This is a genomic window from Aneurinibacillus uraniidurans, from assembly GCF_028471905.1.
GTDB lineage: Bacteria > Bacillota > Bacilli > Aneurinibacillales > Aneurinibacillaceae > Aneurinibacillus > Aneurinibacillus uraniidurans.
Genome location: NZ_CP116902.1, coordinates 605,412 through 627,863, shown reverse-complemented (window position 1 = coordinate 627,863; position 22,452 = coordinate 605,412). Strand labels below are relative to the sequence as shown.

The following is a 22,452-nucleotide window of genomic DNA, read 5'->3' as shown; positions in this document are numbered from 1 at the left end:
TATACTTTTTTTAATCTATGTTATTTTTACATAACACCTAAACATGAGCGCCCAAATAAGCGGATTGTACGCGTGGATCATGCATCATTTCCTTCGCGCTGCCTTCCATCATGACTGAACCAGTGCCAAGTACGTAGGCACGATCGGAAATGGCAAGAGCTGCTCTCGCATTTTGCTCGACTAACAGCACGGTCGTTCCCCATTCCGAACGGATCTCCCGCACAATCTCCAATATTTCCTTGGCAATCAACGGAGCTAACCCGAGTGACGGTTCATCAAGCAGTAGAAGCTTCGGTCTTGCCAAGAGCGCACGCCCCATTGCGAGCATCTGCTGCTGCCCACCAGACAGCGTGCCACCTAATTGCTGCCTCCGCTGGCCAAGAATCGGAAATCTCTTATAAATATCTTCAATCTCATGCATAATTTCTTTCTTGCTTACCGCCGGCATACGATGAGAGGCACCAAGCCATAAATTATCCTCTACGGTAAGAGTCGAAAAAATTTGCCTGCGTTCCGGCACGTGTGCCATTCCAAGTGGAACGACTTTTTCAGCAGGAATCGTGGTGATGTCTCGTCCATCAAACTCCACGCTGCCACTTTTTGCCCCATGAAGGCCACAAATACAATTCAACAGGGTCGTTTTCCCGGCACCATTCGAACCAAGCAGGGACACGATTTCTCCCTCCTGTACATGCATCGTAATCCCATGTAACGCTTCAATCGGTCCATAACGAGCCGTTACATTCTTAACATGTAAAACGGTCTTGCTAGCCATCTACACACCCCCTGCCATCACTTGCACTTCTTCTGTTTCCTCTTCTTGTCCTAAATAGGCAGCAATTACCTTCGGGTTCTCCTGAATTTCATGCGGCGTACCTTCTGCGATTTTTTCTCCCTGATCCAATACAACAATCCGCTCTGCCACATTCATCACCATGTCCATATCGTGCTCCACAAGAAGAATGGCTGTACCTTGCGCTCGAATATGCTCGAACATTTTTGTCATCTCGGCTGTTTCCGAATGATTCAGACCTGCGGCCGGTTCATCAAGCAGCAGCAGCTTCGGCTCGGCTGCCAGCGCTCTAGCGATTTCCATTAAACGTAATTTCCCGTAAGACAGGCTACCCGCTAATTGATTCTCCAACGCGTGAATGCCGACAAATTCGAGGAGCTCCTTTGCCCGATCATGCATATACTTCTCTTCTTTGCGAGCAGCACCAAATTTTAGTCCACATGATACGAGTCCAGCCCGTGTTTTAGAGTGAAATCCAACCATGACATTTTCCAATACAGTCATATCATCAAACGTCTGTAAGTTTTGAAACGTCCGGGTGATTCCAAGCGGTGCATAGTCATACCCTTGAACTTGTGCCAGCGCTTGATTTTCGAATGAAATCGCGCCGGATGTCGGGGTTAACACACCTGATATCATGTTTAGCACCGTACTCTTCCCCGCTCCGTTCGGTCCGATTAACGCAACAACTTCTCCAGCCTTTACGTGAAAGGACACATGGTTGACCGCACGAACACCACCAAAATCCATCGTGATCTCTTCTACCTGCAAGATTCCGTGTGTCATGCTACTTCCCCTCTCTCCGGTTTTGGTTGTACATCTCTCTTGCTAGCTTTTGACTTCGCATAGACGGCTCGAATACGCGGAACGAGTCCTTCCGGCATAAACATCATAATTAGAATTAAAATGGCACCGTATACAATCGTGTCGATGTCTCCCTTAAGCTCTGGAATCACATGACTAAGGGCAATCAACACTTCTCGAATAACTTCAATAATGATCGTACCAATTAACGCTCCCCACACATTCGTCATCCCACCAATGACAACCATCGTGATAAATAAAATCGACTCATGCAAACCGAATGGCTGTGGATCCAAAATCCCCATATAATGGGCATATAATCCACCGGAAATACCGGCAAACATTCCGCCTACTACAAAAGCGCTTAACTTAAACTGGCGAACGTTGACACCCATTGAAGTCGCTGCGATTTCACTTTTATGAATCGCACGATAAGCCCGTCCTACGCGTGAATGAACAAGATTTAACGAGAAAATCAATAGAACCGTAACGATTCCCCATACAAGATAGTACATTCCAAGTTCAGACTCTCCAAAAAAACCGATCGGCGGAATTCCAATGATTCCATTCGCTCCACCTGTGACTGACTCCCATTCGCCGATTCCGATTTGTACGATATAACCGAAAGCTAATGTTGCCATAGCGAGGTAATACCCCTGTAACCCTGCAATAGCACGCGCCAGCACAAAAGCGAATAAACCTGGAATAATGGCCGCTGCAACAAGACCTGCGATAGGCGGTATTCCATATTTCGTGGTAAGAACAGCGGATGTGTACGCCCCAATCCCCCAAAACGCTGCTTGTCCAAGTGAAATTTGTCCAGCGAGACCCATTACAAGACAAAGCCCAAGTACTACAATCGCATGCATGCCCGCAACAACCATGACCGAATGGTAATAATCATCAGTAAGAATAAACGGAGCAAGTAGTACAAGAAGAGCATATGGAATTGATTTTTTACTGAAATTTCTGTATTTACTCTCCATTATAAGCCTCCCTTTCCGACACTACGCTCTCCAAACAAACCGCTTGGCTTGATCAACAGTGCAGCGATCAGAATGAGGAACGCAATCGCATCTTTAAGGCCTGAACTGACATATCCGGCTCCTAATGATTCCAAAAGACCGAGCAGAAAACCGGCAACTGTTGCCCCTATTGGATTTCCTAATCCTCCAAGAATAACCGCTGCAAATCCTTTGATTCCCAATAAAGCTCCTATGTCATAAGAAGTTACACTTAAGGGAGCAATGACAATTCCCGCAACAGCTCCTGTAGCTGCACTAATAGCAAATGACAGCATTGTCATTTTCACAGGGCTAATTCCCATAAGTCTTGCGGCCAGCGTATTCACCGAGCAAGCATTGATTTTTTTCCCAAGCATCGTTTTATCCATCAGATACCAGAGTCCAAACAGAATCAACAGAACAGAAAGAATTACCCAGATACTTTGCTGCGCGACTGTGATCCCTCCAAACGATACGGGATCATTGCTAGTCAGCGGTGGAAGCGCAAACGGGTCTTTACCCCAGAGCAAGCTTGCTACTCCGCGAATTAAAGTCGATACGCCAATCGTAAGAATGATCAAGCTAATCGGATTCGCATTTTTGGCGTTGGCGATAATATATTTTTGAATCAGAATACCAAGGGCTGTCACAAGTAAGATCGCTAAGATAACGGCTCCTGCATAAGGGATATTCATGCTGATAAATGTAACCGTTATCATCCCGCCCAGCATTAAAAACTCACCTTGTGCCATATTAATAACTTTGCTGACGTTGTAAATCGTAATAAACCCAATGGCAACAATAGCGTAAATTCCACCCGAAACTAAACCATTTGCAACATATTGCAATAACTCGGCCACTGTATATCTCCCCCTTCTCTCTTTTCTTTAGATAGAGGACCCTGTTCATGCAAAAAGGTAAAGCAACAGGGCCCTCTCTTATGTTCATTATGTTTTCTACATGCGGGGGTTACACGCGTTCAATGATCGTAGCAATTCCCTGACCTACACCAATACACATCGCAGCTAATCCATAGCGAACATTCTGCCGCTCCATTTCATATAGCAATGTCGTAAGAATACGGGCACCACTCGCACCGAGTGGATGACCAAGTGCAATAGCTCCCCCATTCACATTTACTTTCTCCACAGGAACAGCCAACTCTTGTACACAGGCAACTGCCTGCGCAGCAAATGCTTCATTAAATTCAAACAAGCCGATATCAGAAATCGCTAGACCTGAGCGCTCCAACACTTTGCGTACCGCAGGAACAGGACCAATCCCCATAACCGATGGGTCTACCCCAGCAACTGCGGATGCAATCACACGGGCACGCGGCTTCAAGCCTTGTTCACGCGCGACTGTTTCTTCCATTAAAAGAAGTGCTGCCGCCCCATCATTTAACCCGGATGAGTTTCCAGCTGTTACGGTACCGTCTTTTCTAAAAGCAGGTTTTAACCCGACTAGTTGCTCAATCGTAGCTCCTGGACGCGGATGCTCATCTTGCTCAAAGATCGTAACGTCTCCCTTGCGCCCACGAATTTCTACAGGTACGATTTCAGCGGCGAACTTTCCTTCTGCTACCGCACGCGCATAGTTCTGCTGGCTAGCCAGCGCAAACTCATCCTGCATCTCGCGGGTAATGCCATACTGCTCCGCCACATTTTCTGCCGTTTCACCCAATGAGATCGGCGGATATACAGCCGCCATCTTATCATTAATCAACCGCCAACCTAATGTTGTGTCATGCAGCTGCACATTGCCGCGCTGATACGCTGCCCCCGGCTTCATCATCACAAGCGGGGCACGTGTCATGCTTTCAGTTCCGCCGGCAATATATACATCACCACGATTTGCAATGATCGCATTGGCTGACTGGTTCACCGCTTCTAGTCCAGAACCACACAGACGATTAACGGTAACACCCGGTACCGTCACAGGCAAACCAGCTAAAAGTAACGACATTCGCGCTACATTCCGATTGTCTTCCCCCGCCTGATTGGCACACCCTAGTACAACGTCATCGATCATTGCCGGGTCAATTGGATTGCGTGCAAGCAGCTTCTCGATCACAACGGCACCAAGATCATCCGGGCGAACATCTTTTAGGGCACCGCCATGCTTGCCGATTGCCGTACGTACTGCGTCTATAATTACAGGTGTTCTCATCTCATTTCTCCCCATTCTTTATAGTGCTTCTACGAGAGTGGCGAGCCCCTGACCGCCACCTATGCATAATGACACAACACCATATCGCTTATTTCGACGACGCAACTCATAAAGAATTGTCCCAAGCAGACGGGCTCCGCTCATGCCAAGTGGATGCCCAAGCGCAATGGCTCCCCCATTTACATTTGTTTTGTCGAGAGGTAAGCCTAACTCACGAATACATGCGAGCGACTGAGAAGCGAATGCTTCATTTAGTTCAAATAAATCAATATCTTCGATAGACAAGTTTACTTCATCAAGCAGCTTGCGAATCGCGACAACGGGACCGATTCCCATAATCTTAGGGTCAACCCCGCCGCAGGCAAAATGAACAATGCGGCCAAGTGGGTTCACACCTGTCTCTTGTACCTTTGCTTCGCTCATAATAAGAGCTGCCGCCGCTCCATCATTCATCCCGGACGAATTCCCTGCAGTTACTGTTCCACCTTTTCGAAACGCCGGCTTTAACTTGCTTAATGATTCAAGAGTAGTGCCGCGACGCGGATGCTCATCTGTATCAACAACAATCGGATCGCCTTTCTTGTTCGGAATGACGACCGGAACGATTTCTTCGGCAAATTTCCCTTCATCAATCGCTTGAATAGCCCGCCGCTGACTCTCCACAGCAAATGCATCCTGATCTTCCCGACTAACTTCAAATTTCTCCGCCACATTCTCAGCGGTATCTCCCATCGTCAATTCCCCATATAGAGAAACCGGGGCCGAACGAGGGCCCCCGAACGATTCAATTAAAGTTTGCGGACCACGCTGATATGGCTGCGGAAATTTCTCCAGAATGTAAGGAGATCGTGTCAAATTTTCCACGCCGCCTGCCAGCATAATCTCCCCGTTCCCACTTTGAATGGACTGTGCTGCTAGATTAATTGCTTCTAATCCAGATGCGCATACACGATTAACCGTCAATCCTGGAACCGATTCCGGTAAACCAGCTTTTAGCAAACCTACTCGGGCAATGTTAATAAACGGACTAGCCGAAATCACATTGCCCATAATCACGCCATCGACTTGTTCCCCAGAAACAGAACCGCGCACAAGCACCTCCTGAATCACTGCCGCCGCCAGATCATCCATTGGCACACTCGCAAGCCCACCGCCAAGACGCCCCACTGGCGTTCGCACCGCCGAAACAACATATGCTTCGTTTCGCTGTGTACTCATCGCTGTCCAACCTCTTGTTCTTCATACGTATAAAACCCTTGCCCACTTCTCTGTCCGACCCGTCCAGCAAGCACTAACTTGCGGAGCAGCGGAGCCGGACGATACCGCTCTTCTGCAAGGTCGTGATGAAGACCGCGAATAACCGCATACACTTCATCGAGACCGATCCGGTCCGCCCACTCCAGTGGACCATACGGATAGTTCGTTCCTTTCTTCATCGCGATATCAATATCCTCACACGTAGCCGTGCCTTCGTGGAGCGTAAATACTGCCTCATTAATAATGAGCGATAAAATACGCGGGAATACGAGACCTACTTCATCATCTACGACCGCTGTATCTTTGCCTATTGATTGCATAAACGCTTTTACCTGTTCGAGCGTATAAGAGTTGGTTTGCAGAGCTGGAGCCACTTCAATCAACTCTCTCTCTACTAACGGAACGAACGTGCCAAATCCACACACCCTGTCTGGAACAGTTGCCCAGGAAGCAATTTCGGTTGCGGTAACAGAAAGTGATGTCGCTACAATCGGAACATGCGCTGCTAGCGTGCTATCAAGCTCCTGAATGGTTGCCTTTTTTGCTTCCGGATCGAGACTATTCACTTCAATCGCCAGTTCGATCTGCTCTTTATATTCAGCTAGCTGATCCATATCGATTACGTGATAACCGTTACTTTCTGCTATATGCTTCAATTCCTGATGTAGAGGACTCGCTCCGGTCACTAAAACGATTCTATTTGTTGTAGTCATAGAAACCTTCCCCCGTCTTTCTCCCCAGATTACCTGCCTGTACCATACGCTGCTGGATACGGCTCGGCTTGAAGCGTCCTTCATGGAAGAAATTCGAATAGACAGATTCTGTCGTCGCAAAGTTAATATCAATCCCAATTAAGTCCTGCAGCTCGAAAGGTCCCATTTTAAACCCGCCTGCTCGCTTCATAATCGTATCAATTTGCTCCGGTTGCGCGATTCTATCTCCCAGAATACGTAATGCTTCATTATAATAAGGACGCGCAATTCGATTCACGATAAATCCCGGCGTATCAGCTACAAGAACCGGCACTTTACCAAGATCACAGGCGAATTGATACGCCTTCTCTACGTTTTCCTGGCTCGATTTTTTGCCGCGAATGACTTCAATTAACGGCATAACCGGAGCCGGATTAAAGAAATGAAAACCAAGAATGCGTTCTGGGTTCAAAAGTCCACCTGCAATCTCCGTAATCGAAATGGAAGATGTATTTGTAAGTAACAACGCATCTGAGGCACAGATTTCTGTAAGCGAAGAGAAAATAGACTTTTTCAGCTCCAGCCGCTCCGGCACTGCCTCAATCACGATGGTACAGGAAGCCAACTCCTGCATATCAGATGCGAAACAAACACGCTGATAACTTTCCTCTTTCTGCTGTTCGCTTATCTTTCCTTTTTGTACATCCTTCTCGAGAGCCGCTTCTATATAGGAACGCGCCTTATCTAACACCGCCTGGTTTGCATCGAGTAAAATAACCGGGCATTCATTGCGGGTACAGACAAGAGCAATCCCAGCTCCCATCGTCCCTGCCCCTATGACACCTACCTGTTCCGTTGGCATACTTGCTCCCCCTTACGCTAAAACCTTATTGCGGTTATCCACAATACGGATCGCTTTTCCTTCACTGCGCGGAATCGAATTTGGCTGATTAATTCGCAGGACAACGCTTACACCTAGCGCATTCTTCATATCGTGACCGATCGCTTTCATTAACTTCGCTACTTCCGTACTGCTTTCAAGTTGGCCTACTTCATCCATAAATGCTGACGTCACTTCGCAATGCACTTCAAAGCGATCCAATGAGCCATCTCGTTCAATGACAACCTGATAATGCGGAGCCAGCTCTTTAAAGCTAAACAGTACCGATTCAATCTCTGTTGGGAATACGTTAACTCCACGAATGATTAACATATCATCCACCCGACCTTTAATTCGGGACATTCTTATACTTGTGCGACCACATTTGCATTTCTCTGGATTTAATGAAGCAATGTCTCCCGTCCGATAGCGAATAACCGGGAACGCCTCTTTCGTCAGAGAAGTGAAAACGAGCTCGCCCTCCATACCATATGGAAGTACTTTTCCTGTTTCCGGGTCGATGATTTCAGCAAGGAAATGATCTTCGGCAATATGCAGCCCATCCTGTGCTTCATGGCACTCAATCGAAACACCCGGTCCCATCACTTCACTTAAACCGTAAATATCAACCGCTTTAATTCCAAGCTCTTCTTCTAGCTGGACACGCATCTCTTCAGACCATGGCTCCGCACCGAAAATACCGTATTCTAGGCTTGTTTCGCGAGGATCATGGCCCATTCTCTTCATTTCTTCTACGATGTTTAATACATAAGATGGCGTCGCCGCAATTCCACGCGGTTTAAAATCCTCAATGAGCGTAATTTGGCGCGGAGTATTCCCACCAGAAATCGGAACAGCCGCTGCTCCTAAATGTTCAACTCCGTAATGAAGACCAAGCCCTCCCGTAAACAATCCATATCCATATGCGTTATGGAATATATCTCCCGGGTTACCACCTGCACAGCAAATTGCACGGGCAACAATTTCAGACCAATTTTCAATGTCCTGCTTTGTATAGCCCACTACAGTCGGCTTTCCCTTCGTACCAGAAGAACCATGAATCCGAACGACCTCACTCATATCGACCGCAAATAAGTTAAACGGATAATTCTCTCGCAAATCTGTTTTCTTCATGAACGGTACTTTTTCCAGATCGCTCAGTGACTGAATATCTTCCGGTTTAATTCCTGCTTTCGCAAAGTTTTCTTGATGGAATGGCACGTTCTCATAGGCACGTGCAATCGTTTTTTTCAATCTTTCTAATTGAATATCTTCCATTTCTTCCCTTGACATCGTTTCCATTTCATTGTTAAAGATCACGTTGTGCCCCTCCTTAGATATCTCTACTCCTCAATAGGAATGATATAATCGTTTTTCCGATAAGCCAGAGCATCCAGCAGCGCGACAACTTCCGTATCACTCTCTACTGTAATTCGATACCAGGCTGTACGATTTCCCTTTTTTTCTTCTATCGCCGTTGCTCGAAGACGAGTCCCAAAGCCACTTGCAGCAAGAAAGCCAATATTCATAGACAGTGCCACAGCTGATTTCCCGTGAGAATTGCTGGCAACTGCGAATGCAAAATCTGCCAGCGCAAAAATAGCTGCTCCATGCGTAGTTCCATGCGCATTCAAAAGCCTGCCGTCGACTTCCATTTCAACAGTAGCCGTTCCCGGTCCCATATCTACTAAACGCATCCCAAGAAACTGAGCAAACGGTTCATTTGCTAATTTCTCACGAATTTGCTCGTAATGCTGAAGATGCAGGTCTTTTTCATCCGGTATTTGTTTCACATTCATCCTCTCCCATTTTTTCATCATACTGGACATGATAACGTTTTCAACATAAACTGTTACTATTGATTCTGAATATACAAAATTTTAACATCATCAGTTATATCTTTTTAATTATATAACGTTATTTTAACGTGTAATATATTTAAAGTATAATGATGCGAGCTGTTATACGTCAAGATATTTATAAATTTTCTGAATGATCCGCCTTTACTGTGTATTTGTATCTTTTTTCTCTCTACTTTAATTCCGTATCATGATGATTGACCTTGTTATGACAAATAAATATAATCCGTTATAAATACGCAACAAATATAACTTTATACAAAGGATGAATACAAAATGTCAAAAAAATTACTTGAAATAGCCGGAAGCTTATCAATATTTCAGGATACATATCCAGAAGATACTTGCCTGATCCTAACAGATAAAGAAACCATCATTTCTTATATACCAGGTAAACATATTGATTTAAAACTTACTGTTGGGGAAAGTATGACAAAATATAAAAATTCAGTAACCTATCAGGTGTTACAGACCGGGCAAAAAATTCGGAATGAGGTCGGGGCTGAACATTTAGGTATTGCGTACATTTCAACAGCAAAGCCGATCATCGAGCAGGGAGAAATGGTAGGGGTGCTAGCTGCCGTTACCTCGAATCAGCAGCTCGATGTTTTGCGTAAAGGTGCACACGAATTACATGCTGTTGCTCAAGAAATGATCTCCTCTTCCGAAGAAATCACAAAATCTTCGGATCGCACAGCACAGCGCTTACACGCGCTATCCGAAGAATCGGAAGTATTGAACAGTGACATAAAAAATGTCGAGTCGATCCTGAACTATGTGAAAAACATGGCTTCACGAACACAAATACTTGGTCTGAACGCTGCGATTGAAGCCGCTCGTTCCGGGGAATATGGGCGGGGGTTTTCAATTGTTGCTGATGAGATTAAAAAAATGGCGGTTAGCAGTAAAGAAGCTACAGAGGAAATCCAAACTCAACTCAACCGAATGCAGCAAGGAATTGAAGAAATCACACTCTCAATTCGAGATATTACGTCCCATACCGGGCAGCATTCTACAAGTGCAGAAGAATTTCATTTGATGGTTGAAAAAGTCGCAGCTACTGCTTCGCTATTGAATGAGCATAGCACTTTTAAAAATGAATAATAAGATAGACTCGTTATGTAGTATCAACTTCTCCAACGTGTGGTCGGTGAGTGGCTCCTTCCTTCTCCCACTCCCTACCACCACACGTTGTCGATGCTACATCAAGCGATCCCAGCAACTTATAAGGTAGCCTTTTCTCATTTCTTTGCCACCTGTCTACATAACGGAAAAACATTATCTTGAATCAACGAACTAAAACCCTCTTTAAACGTGGTAATGTCAGATGAAACAACACGGCGCTCTATCGTTTCAAACCCAGCTGGAATGTCACTCCACGCTTTGACTGTGGTCGTATAAATATTTTTAACAATAGCCGCAGCTTCTCCCTCTGGTTGAATTACATATTGTCCAATCTGATACATCTCTCCTGAATGTGCCCCGGTCTCTTCAAACAGCTCTCTCACAGCCGCTTCCTCCGGTCGCTCTCCTGGCTCCACCTTACCGCCAGGCAGCTCCCATCCGCGTTTTTCATGCTTCGTTAGCACGATTTGTTCCTGACTTTCATCCGCATATGCCCAAATGAGCACATGTTTGGCGTCACTACAAAAGTGCTGCGGAGAAAATGTAAGCGAAATAAATTGTCGCCTTTTGTCATAAAAATAATATGTCTTCATCGTTTCACCTCTTTCGCATATTTACTCCTTTTCTTAAGTAAAAACCTTATATACAATGAAATCAAGAGAGCATACGCATTTCAAACAGGAAGGGATGGTTTTGTGAAACGTAACCGTACGGCATTGATTACCGGAAGTGCGCGAGGTCTTGGAGTCCGCATCGCTCACGAACTTGCTTCTCATGGAATCCGGATTGCCATTAACTACCGTACAAGCGTTGCGGAAGCAGCAAACCTCAAGCATGAACTTGAAGCGGCCTACGGCTCCGAAACGCTGCTTTTGCAGGGCGATGTAAGCCATCCAACTGATGCAGAACGCATGGTCCTTGAAGTTATTAACGCATGGGGATGCCTGGACATGCTTATTTTAAATGCTGGACCGTATATTAAAGAACGTAAAAAATTGGCAGACTACACGCCAGGAGAATGGGACGCGATGGTGAATGGAAATTTATCAAGTGCGTTTTATTTATGCCGTGCAGCCATTCCCTATATGCGCCGTCAGCGCTTTGGACGCATTGTGACGGTAGGATTTGAGAAAGCACAAACCGCTCCAGGGTGGATGTATCGTTCTGCTTTCGCCGCTGCCAAAACCGGGCTCGTCTCTCTTACCCGAACGATTGCACTGGAAGAAGCAGAATCCGGTATTACCGCGAACATGGTATGTCCCGGTGACATTATCGGAGACAATAAACAGCGACAAATTGTCGAAGCCAGACAGATAGACCAGGGAGATACACCCGTTGGACGCTCCGGGACTGGAGAAGATATTGCCCGTGCCATTTCATTTTTCTGCGCAGAAGCATCTGACTTTATTACTGGAACCGTACTAGAGGTAACTGGTGGTAAAGACGTGTTGAATAAGTACAAGCTGGAAGGGGAAAGGTAAGAGAAAATCTTTCTTATTACCATTTACTATTCCAGAGAGGATGTATGCGGATGAGCAATATGGATACGGCTGTTCAAGATGAGAAAGTCCGCAGTGCCGCCTATCAGCTGCTTGCCAAACGCGGGGTGTCAATGGATGATCTGGTCGATCTCGTAGAATATTTACAAAGACCATATTATCCCGATCTCACACGTGAGCAGTGTCTACACAATATTGAGCGCGTACTAGAAAAGCGTGAGATTCAAAATGCCATCATTACCGGGATTCAGTTAGATATGTTAGCCGAACAAAAAGCACTGATTGACCCGCTGCAATGTATTATTGAAACAGATGAAGGGTTATATGGTATTGATGAGGTTCTCGCACTCGCCATCGTGAATGTGTACGGAAGCATCGGATTTACCAGTTACGGATATATTGATAAGGTAAAACCAGGTATTCTCAAGAGATTAAATGAAAAAAAGGAAGGTGTCTGTCATACCTTCCTTGACGATATTGTCGGTGCAATTGCAGCGGCAGCAGCCAGTCGACTTGCTCACCGCCGCTTTGGAACTAAATGAAAGCGGCTTACTGTGCTACCACTTTTGATGTATGTGCATCCAAAACATGAATGGCATTATATATCCAAACAGCGGCTTCTCCTCGTGTTAGGTCACTCTTTGGATGTAACTTACCAGCCTTGTCAAGTTCAGTTATTTTATAAAGAAGCATCCGCTGTAATCTACCTTGATATTCTGGATTAATTTGATCCTCATCCTTGATCTCTATAAACATTTTCACCGTTGGAAAGTCGCCGTTCTTTTCTAAAGCACGAATTAATAAATCGCCAAACTGTTCCCGTGTAATGGTTGCATTCGGGTTCACGTCTTTCGGAATCTCTAAACCATTATAATACGCAATAACAAAAGCATCTGAATACCAGGCATTATTCGGGATATTTGTGTAAATATTTGATGCTGCGGGTGGCGTACTAAAACGTATCGTATTCAGATTTAAACCCAGGCCCTTTACAATCATTTGTACGCTTTGTGCATAGCTAATCTTCCCTTTCGGCACAAAATGATCGTGATCAATTCCGCTTACAACTCCACGGTCTTTTAAGAACGAAACCGCTTCTGCTTGCCCTTTATCTACATCTGTAAAAGCAAATGCAGTGCTAAATGTTAAACTACTTAGCAGTATAGTTGTAAGAGCTAAAGTGGTTATTTTTTTCACAGTGATCCCTCTCCTTGTACTATACAGTTATTCCATAATCCTCTAGAGTTACCCTATCGACGTTACATGAACAAAGAAAGTTGCTAAATCCCTACTAGAGAATTACAAGAATTATAAATAAAGGCCTGGCATACTCCCCTATAAGGGATTTGCCAGGCTTTAGTTAATTTTTTGGAACTCAAATTTTTTGTCCAATATCCTCAGCCTCTATTATTTACTGTCCATAGACGAGTTCGTTTGGATTAATTGCTGCGCCTGTCTTTTTAACTGCTCGCGTTTCTTTTTTATCTCTTTTCTCAAGACAATGCCTTTTTTTATCGCAATAAACAATGTAATAAGAATTGAAAAAAATAGAATATCCCGGAACAACGTCAAAACTAAAATAAACAAAGTATGTACACCTTCCTTATGACTAGCAGCTATGAAAATTCTTATAGATAATCCGATTTTCTCTGTATTTTTTAGCACCTTCTTTATACCATGATAATATACCTATTATATTTTGACTACATTATACACGTTATTACTGAACAAATTCTAAACATTAGGTATTGTAGTAGATAAAAAAAGCCTGACATATTCCACTATAAGCAGGCATGTCAGGCTTTTATTTGATTTATACAGTCCATTCCGTTAAAGATTGTATCGTGTACGTCGGCTTCACTCGCGAAGTCTCGATATGCTCCGCCCGGCTAAATCCTGTGTACACAAGCAGCGTATCTACACCACCATTTTCTCCACAAGCGATGTCTGTTTCAAGATTATCTCCTACCATAATTACATCTTCTGCCGCAAGACCTAGACGCTCAAGGGCCAGCTTGATGATCGTTTCTTCTGGCTTGCCAACATAGAGTGGCTGCTGATTTGTTGCATATGCGATCGATGCTGTCAGCGCACCATTGCCTGGCACAAGCCCCTCTTCTGTAGGAATTGCCCGATCACAATTTGTGGATAGGAAACGTGCACCACCATAGATCGCAAGTGTCGCCTGCTTCATCTTCTCATACGAAAAACTGCGATCAATGCCAACAACCACATAATCAGCAGGAGCTTTATCTGTAACCGCAATCCCCTTCTCTGCAAGCGCGGTGCAAAGTCCTGTTTCGCCAATCGCAAGAACAGCTGCCTGGCGCTGTTCTTGTCGCTCATCTTCCATTTTACGAATCGTTTCTGCTACCGCCATACTTGATGTGAAAAACTGCTCCGGTTTTGTAGGAATGCCCATTTTTTGTACTTTATCTGCAAGCTGCTGTGGCGTCATCGAAGAATTATTCGTCACGTACAAATACGGAATGCCCTGAACGGTCAGCCGCGCAATGAAATCGATCGCTTCAGGGATTACCTCTCCCCCTCGATAAATTGTGCCATCTAAGTCTAATAAATAGCCCTTATATGTACGTTGCTGCATAACGTCACTCTCCATCCTTACCTGTTTCGTTTCATAATACCACAAAAAAAATCACAGCCATCACCCTTGCTGCTACATCTTTCCCAGTAAATCTGAATATACGTAAGGGGGTAGTTTTCTTTCCGTAAATCCTATTGTTTATTTCTGGTTCATGTCTTATGATTACATAGATATCAAAAGTAATTATTTACCACAGATAATAGAGATAGCCTATCAGGGGGATGAGAATGGGACTTATCAAGAAGATTTCGTTGTTAGCCGCCGTTATCATGGCACTGCTTATCGGAGTTAATACGCTGTTTTTATTTACGAATATGAGCACAACGGTAGAAAAGTCCATTGCGAAATTTACGATCCAGACAGCAATCAATGCCGCTTCTTTCGTAGATGAAGATGAGTATAAAGCGTTTGTAGCTCATCCGACAGAAGACGAACGATACTGGCGATTACGGAATCGGTTAAATGATGTACGGAAAAAAATCGGAGCCTTATACGTTTATACCGTAAAGCTAGATGAGCAAAATAAAGTGCGAATTCTAGTAGACGGCCAGCCAAGAAATTCAGATAGTGCCTCCCCCATTAACGAAGAGGTAACCGTAACAGCCCCGGAACAAATCTCTCCTGTCCTTCAAGGAAAAGCCAGCAGTACCCCATTAATTACCGACCCAAAGTACGGAACATATCTTTCTGCTTTTGTACCAATTAAAGATAAAAGCGGAACAGTAATCGGTGTGCTAGGCGTAGATATAAAAGCCGGTGCGGTCAGCGAAATTAATAGCGAAGTGATGCGTGAAAACATGCCCATTATCGCTTGCATCAATGTATCGATCCTCATCCTTGGTCTCCTCGTGTTTTTTATTGCCCTGCGCCGCAGTTTTCGTCCGCTTGCAACCCTAACAAACATGACCGAACAGCTCGCTTCTGCCGAAGGAGATTTAACAATAAAACTGCCCATAAAGAGCCGGGATGAGCTTGGCAAACTATCAGCAGCCTTTAATGACATGATGGCAAAAGTCCGCACGATTATTATAGACGTCCGCAAAGCATCTAAGCAGGTAGCAACTTCAGCCAATCATTTGGCCAACTCCGCTGTACAGACAGGCGAAGTATCTCATCAAGTGTCGGCTACGATTCAGGAAGTCGCAGAAGAAGCAAACATACAGGCGGAGAAGACAACTTTCGTCCATACATCGATGAATGACATGAAACAACAAATAAGCGAAGGCTATACGCAAGCGGAAAATACTTTACAGCATGCTACTTTATCTACTACCGCAGCATATGAAGGACAGACAGCCATTCATGAGGCAATGAAGCACTTACAGACCGTTACTAAAACTGTATCCTCTGCTACCGAATCCATTCAAAACTTAGGAAAACGCTCTGCAGAAATCGATAAAATTGTCACTGTTATTACGGATATCTCGAATCAGACAAATCTACTGGCCTTAAATGCAGCGATTGAAGCGGCACGAGCTGGTGAACACGGAAAAGGATTTGCCGTTGTCGCAGATGAAGTACGCAGTCTAGCAGAAGAATCGAAAAAATCAGCTGAACAAATTACACATCTGATTCAGGATATTCAAACCGAAACAATCGTAACAACCCACGCTATGGAAAACGGTCTTACAGCCGTAAAACAACAAGTTCACATCATCGAACAAGGAGGACAGTCTCTAGATAACATTGTACGAATGGCGCAGCAAACCGAAGCAGAGACAACCTCCCTTAAGAATGTACTGGTACATATTAAAGGGAATATCGAGAACATGTACAGAGCGGTCGATGAAATTGCCCGGATCACTACAATGAATGTAACTGCCTCCGAACAAGTAGCTACCTGTTCAGAAGAGCAGGCAGCTAGTGTAGAAGAAATGACCGCGAGTGCGAGAGAACTATCTACACTTGCAGAAAGCCTGGAACAAAACTTAAAAAAATTTACGGTATAGAAAAACAGATGAAAAAAAACAGGGCAATCTCATAAGCTACTGAGACTGTCCTGTCTTTTTCGTCTACTCGCTACACTTTTTTGCGATACACATGAATATACGTAATCGACAGCGCAAATACGAGTACAAGCCCTTTGATAATATCAAATGCGTAATACGGCAGATTCAACATCGTCAGACCGTTCAATAGAAGCCCAATCAACACTGCTCCAAAAAACGTTCCGATCACATTCGGCTTCCCCGCTCCCAATACAGAAAATCCAACGAATGCTGCTGCCACCGATTCCATTAAAAGTGGAGATCCGGCATCAATCTGACCGGAACCAACTCGTGCCGTAAACAAAATGCCTCCGAGTGCAGCAAACACACCGGACAACACATACGCTGCAAGTCGCACTTTATTAACCGAAATCCCACTCAGGCGTGCCGCTTCCTGATTGCCCCCGGTAATATAGAGCACACGACCCGCACGTGTATACGTCAGAAATACGTGTACAGTGAAAACCGCGATCAGCATGATCACAACTGGCACGGGAACACCTACAATTTTTCCCTGGCCAATCCAGAGAAAAGATTGACTCAGCACACCTGGTGCAACCGAGCCATCCGGCAATGGCATATTGTTATAGATCGAGAAGCCCTGGCTGTATGTTTTATGCAAGCCTGCAATGATATACAGCATGCCCAATGTCGCTAACAGATCCGGAATACGGATTTTCACGATGAGGAAAGCATTGATCAGTCCGACGAGTGCACCTAATGCGAGCGGAATCAGAATAACCAGTATGAGCGGTAGCTGATACCATACCATTAATGATGCCGTAACCATTGTAACGAGCGACACCGTTGAACCAACTGATAGATCGAATCCATCCACAATGAGCGAGAACGTGACACCAATCGCTACCAGTGTTGTAATGGAAATCGAGCGTAAAATATCAGTCAAGTTGTCATACGTAAGAAAATTCGGGTTAACGATGCTAAAAAACACAAGCACCGCCACAATAACAAGAATAGCCCCATACTTATACGAAAAATCCAGTACTTTATTCATCAGTCCGTTCCTCCACTTGCATACAGTAAAATCGTCTCTGGTGTAACGTCTTGCCCCACTAGCTCTTTGACAATGCGTCCATCACACATAACGAGCACGCGATCTGAGATGCCAACAATCTCTGCGATTTCACAGGAGAAGTACACAATCCCTTTTCCCGCCTGTGCGAGCTTGCCAATCAGGTTGAAAATATCACGTTTGGCCCCAATATCGACTCCTTTAGTCGGCTCATCGAACAAAAACACATCGGCATCTGTCGCCAGCCATTTACCAATCACGACTTTTTGCTGGTTGCCACCGCTTAAAAATCCCACGGTTTCTTCTTCATGCGGCGTTTTAATTCCAAGGTCAGTAATCATCGCCTGGGCATGTGCTTTTTCCCGACTTCGCTGAACGAATCCGCTTCGACTAAACGCTTTAAGCACGGGTAGCGTGAGATTCGTCCGTACACTCTCCGTTACAAGAATGCCTTCTTTGCGTCGCTCTTCTGGTACGAGCACGATACCGGCTTTTACTGCATCCGCCGGTTCGCGCAGGCGCACGGCATTGCCGCGCAACAAAATCTCTCCTCCATCCGCTGCATCTGCACCGAATAAGAGACGGGATAATTCTGTTTTACCGGCACCCACTAATCCGACAACCCCCACAATTTCGCCGCTTCGCACCGTAAAATCTACTCCGCGTACCCTGGTACCTCGACGCAGTTCTCGCACATCAAGTAACGTCTCACCAATGACCGTCTTCACTTTTGGGTATTCTTCGGTAAAGGATGCACCGAGCATCGCTTCGACAATTTCTGGAATGTCAATATCCGTTTTTGCCTTCGTCCAAATATGGCAGCCATCGCGCATAACGGTAACGGTGTCACATATCTGCATAATTTCTGGAAGACGGTGTGAGATGAAAATACAAGCAACATCCTCGTCTTTCAATTGATTCATAATCCGGAACAGACGCTCTGCCTCCTCAATGCTTAAAGGGGCTGTTGGCTCGTCGAAAATCACGCATTTCGCCTGTTGTGACACCGCTCGAGCAATAAGGACAATCTGTTTCTCCGAAAGCGTTAACTCCTCCACCTTCTTACGCACCGGAATCTCGTAGCCAATCCTACGTAAAATGTCGTCCGCCTCTTTATACATGGAGCCCCAGTTCAGAAAACGACGTCTGCCACGTTCTGGTCCTCGGTCGAGTAAAATATTTTCCGCCACGGTCAGTGATGGAACGAGCGCTGTATCTACTTCCTGATACACACAGTGGATGCCCTGTGCCTTAGCATCTGCCGGGCTGCTAATTGATAGCGTCTGTCCATCGAGTTCAATCATCCCGCCATCTGTCTGATACGCGCCGGAAAGTATTTTCATCAGTGTACTTTTTCCTGCTCCATTTGCGCCGAGCAGCGCATGAATGTGACCAGCCTGTACGGTCAGGCTAACGCCCTGAAGTGCTGGCACGCCGGAAAACGATTTTGTAATGTCTGTCATGATAAGACGTGCTGCCTGCTGTGCCATCTTGTCTCCCCCTTGCTGGTTCTCGGATAAGGAATGTGCCCCACCTGCTTGATAAAAGTAGGCAGGGCCTCCCCTAGCTTATTTTTTCATCCAGTCTGCTATGCCTTGCGTGCTGTTGCCCCACGCTTTGATATGCTGACTCAGTTGATCGGTTGTTACTTTTTCTTTCGGAAGTTCTTCACGATTAACTACTACCGGGTTTAGCACCACATTATCCGGTGTTTTATCGCCATGAATTTTTTGTGCCGCATATCGCACTTGTACACGTCCGATGTCTTTCGGGTCTACCGCTGCTGATGTTACCCATGGACCATTCGGATTTTGGATCATCTGTAGATCTTCGTCGCTCATGTCGATGCCGTATACTTTAATGTCCGTACGTCCAGCTTGCTCGATCGCACGAGTTGCACCTTTTGCGAATTCATCCCACGCTGCCCATACTGCGGTGATCTCACCTTTGTTCGGGTATTTTTTCAGAATCGCTTCCATCTGTGCCTGTGTATCCAGTGCTGTGTTTTGTGTTGCCGCACCGAATGTGGCTACTTCTTTGATACCAGGGTTGCTAGCCATAAATTCTTTGTAAGCAGCCTGACGACGTTCCATCGGTGCGTAGCCCGCTACCCAGATTTTTACGATGTTAGCTTTGCCACCTGCATCTTTTGCGAGTTTATCCAGCGTTAATTTTGTCAGTTGCTTATCGTCTTGCTGCAGAACCGTTACGCCCGGAGCTTTAACGTCGGCATCGAATACGACAACCGGAATGTGTTTGGCAACAGCATTTTGTACCCCATTTAGCAGAGCGGCAGGTGTACCGTGGTCAATCAAAATCGCATCAAACTTCTGGTTAATGGCTGCATCCAGATTAGAAGACATACGTCCAAGATCGTTATCCGCTGCAAACACCGTTACCTGTCCGCCGAATTTTTCAGCTTCTGTTTTGACCCCACTAATGTACTGAGAAGAAAAGGTACCGAGATTTTGCTGCATAACAAGCGCGATCCGCTTTCCTGCAAGTGGCCCTGTTGCGGCTTCTTTCTTTTCACCTGTTCCGCCAGCCGGTTGTTGGCCGCATCCTGCTGCGAACGCTGCCAGTAGCGTAATCAGCAGAACGGCAATGAGTTGTTTTGTCTTTGTTACCATGCTCATACTCCCCTTTTTACTTGTGATAAATATAAAAGGCCTCTCTTTGGTACACAAAGAGAGGCCCCCACTTATAAAGCATCGGTAGCCTCTCATCTCCCAGGATTACTCCTGCAGGAATTAGCACCTTGCCTGTGCGAACACAGGCAGGTTGCCGGGCATCATCGGGCCAGTCCCTCCGCCTTCTCTCGATGAGAGTCAAAATCGAATTGCGTATGTGATTTGTTGGAACTAATCATAGCGCCTACCAAATTATTCTGTCAACAAGTTTTTTCACAAACTTTTAAAGCAGTGCTTGGAATTCTTGAGCCTGTATAAAGTGTGGCGGCGGGTATGGGAGAAGGAATGAGCAACGCGTAAAAGCGTTCATTGCTCATTCCTTCTCCCATACCGGCATAGCTTTATATAACTCAAAACCAAGCACATCTCTTGATCTTCTAGCTTTTTATTCTTTCACAAAGTAAAACGCAGAGAGAAAAAGTTTCGTTGGTAGAGGGGATGGCAAAAGAGAACGAACCCGTCCTTTTGTTTTCCCTACCCAGCTTTTTCTCCAGTAGAGCGAATCAGGATGGCAACCCCAGCGTTTATCCCCTCTGAGTTTTTACCATCCCCTCCGCCACCACCAAGCTTTTTTACTCTCACTTTTTTCACTCTCGCGTATTTTCACTCTTGACAAATAATTCGTACGACTGTTACATTTGGATTGACTTATCACGAGATGGTCGAGGGACGGGCCCGATGACACCCGGCAACCTGCTGCATGAACAGTAAGGTGCCAACTCCCGCAGAACAACGGTTCTGAAAGATAAGGATGCACACACATGTACACGTCCCTCTTTCTAACCAAGAGGGGCGTTTTTTGTTTAGAGAGGAGATTGAACTTATGTCCACATACCGTATGCTTACTGAACAAGAAGCAGTAGAATACGCGCGCAACATCCCCGGCTTGTTCCCAGCCGATGCAAAGCTTACAAGCCGTGAAATTGGGGATGGAAACCTAAACTTCGTATTCCATATCCAGGATGAGGTTTCAAACAAAAGCATTATTTTCAAGCAGGCTCTTCCGTATGCACGTGTCGTCGGAGAATCGTGGCCGCTCACACTTGACCGTGCCCGTATCGAAAGCGAAGCATTAATTCTCCAAGATGAGCTATGTCCTGGTTTCGTGCCGAAAGTGTACCACTATGACATCGAAATGGCCCTTACCGTAATGGAAGATTTGTCTGCATACGAAATTATGCGCAAAGGGCTTGTTGCTCGCAAGTATTATCGGAATTTTGCAAATCATATTGGTACTTTTCTGGCGCGCACCTTGTTCCTAACGTCTGATCTGGCATTGCATCCGTACGAGAAGAAACAACGTGTTGTCTCCTTCTCTAATCCTGAATTATGCAAAATTACGGAAGACCTCGTGTTTACCGATCCGTATTACGATGCAGCAACGAACAGCTTCAATCCGCTTATTCGTGAACAAGCAGAAGCACTCTGGCATGATGACGCATTGAAACTGGAAGTCGCAAAGCTGAAAGAAGGCTTTCTCACGCGCACGCAGGCACTGCTGCATGGTGATCTGCATACAGGAAGCATCATGGTAACAGAAGAAGACACGAAAGTTATCGACCCGGAGTTTGCCTACTACGGTCCAATGGGCTTCGATATCGGTGCAGTCATTGCTAACCTGCTGCTGAACTATGTGGCACAGGAAGGTCATGCCACTAATGTGCAGGAACGTGAATCATACCAGGCGTATCTGCTTGATACGATTACAGACATATGGACTACATTTGAAGCAGAATTCCGTACACTGTGGGCCGAAAAAGCGATCGAATCAAGTGCCGCTGTCCCAAGCTATGTGGATGATTATGTGCGTCGACTTCTGCAAGATACACTTGGTTATGCGGGCTGCAAAACGATCCGCCGCATCGTCGGCCTCGCCCATGTATGGGACATTGAAAGCATTGAAGATCCGACTGTACGCGCTCACTCGGAAAAGCTCGCCATCGCCATTGGACGAGAGCTCATCTTAAGACGTGAATCGATTTCATCCATTGAGGAAATCAGAGATCTTGTTACTGATACGCAGGTTATGTTTTCTTTGTAAAAAATCCGTATCC

General features: G+C 45.5%; 21 protein-coding genes and 2 riboswitches. Of the genes, 5 read left to right on the top strand and 16 right to left on the bottom strand.

Features of this window, described 5'->3' with window-relative positions; genetic code table 11:
* Nucleotides 1–37: 37 nt before the first annotated feature.
* The 10 genes from PO771_RS03225 to PO771_RS03180 all read right to left on the bottom strand — a co-directional run bounded on the left by PO771_RS03225 (nucleotide 38) and on the right by PO771_RS03180 (nucleotide 9,398).
* The gene (locus PO771_RS03225) at nucleotides 38–775 is read right to left on the bottom strand and encodes an ABC transporter ATP-binding protein (protein ID WP_272561844.1); all 738 of its coding nucleotides are present in this window, start codon (nucleotides 773–775) and stop codon (nucleotides 38–40) included.
* A complete protein-coding gene (locus PO771_RS03220; RefSeq protein WP_272561843.1) occupies nucleotides 776–1,579 on the bottom strand; it encodes an ABC transporter ATP-binding protein in 804 nt (267 codons plus the stop codon). It lies immediately after the preceding gene.
* Nucleotides 1,576–2,583, bottom strand: a complete 1,008-nt coding sequence (locus PO771_RS03215; RefSeq protein WP_272561842.1) for a branched-chain amino acid ABC transporter permease — start codon at nucleotides 2,581–2,583, stop codon at nucleotides 1,576–1,578. Before PO771_RS03215 ends, PO771_RS03220 begins: the two co-directional genes overlap by 4 nt.
* Nucleotides 2,583–3,461: a branched-chain amino acid ABC transporter permease gene (locus PO771_RS03210; protein WP_272561841.1), complete on the bottom strand. Its 879-nt coding sequence runs from the start codon at nucleotides 3,459–3,461 to the stop codon at nucleotides 2,583–2,585. The genes PO771_RS03215 and PO771_RS03210 overlap by 1 nt, the downstream gene beginning before the upstream one ends.
* A 109-nt stretch (nucleotides 3,462–3,570) precedes the next feature.
* Nucleotides 3,571–4,770: a thiolase family protein gene (locus tag PO771_RS03205; protein ID WP_272561840.1), complete on the bottom strand. Its 1,200-nt coding sequence runs from the start codon at nucleotides 4,768–4,770 to the stop codon at nucleotides 3,571–3,573.
* Between the two features lie 18 nt (nucleotides 4,771–4,788).
* Nucleotides 4,789–5,988 carry a thiolase family protein gene (locus tag PO771_RS03200; protein ID WP_272561839.1) on the bottom strand — a complete coding sequence of 400 codons (1,200 nt, stop codon included), beginning with the start codon at nucleotides 5,986–5,988 and terminating at the stop codon, nucleotides 4,789–4,791.
* Nucleotides 5,985–6,740 (bottom strand): 3-hydroxyacyl-CoA dehydrogenase family protein, encoded by a 756-nt coding sequence (locus PO771_RS03195; protein ID WP_272561838.1) that lies wholly within the window; start codon nucleotides 6,738–6,740, stop codon nucleotides 5,985–5,987. Before PO771_RS03195 ends, PO771_RS03200 begins: the two co-directional genes overlap by 4 nt.
* On the bottom strand, nucleotides 6,724–7,581 hold the full coding sequence (locus PO771_RS03190; protein WP_272561837.1) for a 3-hydroxyacyl-CoA dehydrogenase family protein: 858 nt from the start codon (nucleotides 7,579–7,581) through the stop codon (nucleotides 6,724–6,726). The genes PO771_RS03195 and PO771_RS03190 overlap by 17 nt, the downstream gene beginning before the upstream one ends.
* 12 nt (nucleotides 7,582–7,593) lie before the next feature.
* Entirely contained in the window at nucleotides 7,594–8,919 is a 1,326-nt protein-coding gene (locus tag PO771_RS03185; protein ID WP_272561836.1) for a phenylacetate--CoA ligase family protein, read from the bottom strand.
* 23 nt (nucleotides 8,920–8,942) lie between these two features.
* A complete protein-coding gene (locus PO771_RS03180; RefSeq protein WP_272561835.1) occupies nucleotides 8,943–9,398 on the bottom strand; it encodes a PaaI family thioesterase in 456 nt (151 codons plus the stop codon).
* Nucleotides 9,399–9,734: 336 nt separating this feature from the next.
* On the opposite strand from PO771_RS03180, the gene PO771_RS03175 reads away from it, so the two are divergent.
* Nucleotides 9,735–10,562, top strand: a complete 828-nt coding sequence (locus PO771_RS03175; RefSeq protein WP_272561834.1) for a methyl-accepting chemotaxis protein — start codon at nucleotides 9,735–9,737, stop codon at nucleotides 10,560–10,562.
* Nucleotides 10,563–10,699: 137 nt separating this feature from the next.
* Here PO771_RS03175 and PO771_RS03170 read toward each other — a convergent pair whose 3' ends face one another.
* Nucleotides 10,700–11,176: an NUDIX domain-containing protein gene (locus PO771_RS03170; protein ID WP_272561833.1), complete on the bottom strand. Its 477-nt coding sequence runs from the start codon at nucleotides 11,174–11,176 to the stop codon at nucleotides 10,700–10,702.
* 102 nt (nucleotides 11,177–11,278) lie between these two features.
* Between PO771_RS03170 and PO771_RS03165 the strand changes: the two genes are divergently transcribed.
* Both PO771_RS03165 and PO771_RS03160 read left to right on the top strand, forming a co-directional pair.
* On the top strand, nucleotides 11,279–12,064 hold the full coding sequence (locus PO771_RS03165) for an SDR family oxidoreductase (protein WP_272561832.1): 786 nt from the start codon (nucleotides 11,279–11,281) through the stop codon (nucleotides 12,062–12,064).
* A gap of 50 nt (nucleotides 12,065–12,114) precedes the next feature.
* Entirely contained in the window at nucleotides 12,115–12,624 is a 510-nt protein-coding gene (locus PO771_RS03160; protein ID WP_422664976.1) for a phosphatidylglycerophosphatase A family protein, read from the top strand.
* A gap of 7 nt (nucleotides 12,625–12,631) precedes the next feature.
* Here PO771_RS03160 and PO771_RS03155 read toward each other — a convergent pair whose 3' ends face one another.
* Complete coding sequence (locus PO771_RS03155; RefSeq protein WP_272561831.1) at nucleotides 12,632–13,279, bottom strand: S-layer homology domain-containing protein; 648 nt, start codon at nucleotides 13,277–13,279, stop codon at nucleotides 12,632–12,634.
* A gap of 616 nt (nucleotides 13,280–13,895) precedes the next feature.
* Nucleotides 13,896–14,687 carry a TIGR01457 family HAD-type hydrolase gene (locus tag PO771_RS03150; protein ID WP_272561830.1) on the bottom strand — a complete coding sequence of 264 codons (792 nt, stop codon included), beginning with the start codon at nucleotides 14,685–14,687 and terminating at the stop codon, nucleotides 13,896–13,898.
* Nucleotides 14,688–14,914: 227 nt separating this feature from the next.
* On the opposite strand from PO771_RS03150, the gene PO771_RS03145 reads away from it, so the two are divergent.
* Nucleotides 14,915–16,636 carry a methyl-accepting chemotaxis protein gene (locus PO771_RS03145; RefSeq protein WP_272561829.1) on the top strand — a complete coding sequence of 574 codons (1,722 nt, stop codon included), beginning with the start codon at nucleotides 14,915–14,917 and terminating at the stop codon, nucleotides 16,634–16,636.
* Between the two features lie 70 nt (nucleotides 16,637–16,706).
* On the opposite strand, the gene PO771_RS03140 is transcribed toward PO771_RS03145, so the two are convergent.
* From PO771_RS03140 to PO771_RS03130, 3 genes are all read right to left on the bottom strand, one after another.
* Nucleotides 16,707–17,693, bottom strand: a complete 987-nt coding sequence (locus tag PO771_RS03140; RefSeq protein WP_272563089.1) for an ABC transporter permease — start codon at nucleotides 17,691–17,693, stop codon at nucleotides 16,707–16,709.
* On the bottom strand, nucleotides 17,690–19,198 hold the full coding sequence (locus PO771_RS03135; RefSeq protein WP_272561828.1) for a sugar ABC transporter ATP-binding protein: 1,509 nt from the start codon (nucleotides 19,196–19,198) through the stop codon (nucleotides 17,690–17,692). The genes PO771_RS03140 and PO771_RS03135 overlap by 4 nt, the downstream gene beginning before the upstream one ends.
* Before the next feature lie 78 nt (nucleotides 19,199–19,276).
* Nucleotides 19,277–20,338: a sugar ABC transporter substrate-binding protein gene (locus tag PO771_RS03130; RefSeq protein ID WP_272561827.1), complete on the bottom strand. Its 1,062-nt coding sequence runs from the start codon at nucleotides 20,336–20,338 to the stop codon at nucleotides 19,277–19,279.
* Between the two features lie 89 nt (nucleotides 20,339–20,427).
* Nucleotides 20,428–20,536: riboswitch (SAM riboswitch) on the bottom strand.
* A 507-nt stretch (nucleotides 20,537–21,043) separates the two neighbouring features.
* Nucleotides 21,044–21,150, top strand: a riboswitch (SAM riboswitch).
* A 71-nt stretch (nucleotides 21,151–21,221) separates the two neighbouring features.
* On the opposite strand from PO771_RS03130, the gene mtnK reads away from it, so the two are divergent.
* Nucleotides 21,222–22,439, top strand: a complete 1,218-nt coding sequence (gene mtnK, locus PO771_RS03125) for an S-methyl-5-thioribose kinase (RefSeq protein WP_272561826.1) — start codon at nucleotides 21,222–21,224, stop codon at nucleotides 22,437–22,439.
* The last annotated feature ends 13 nt before the right edge of the window (nucleotides 22,440–22,452 follow it).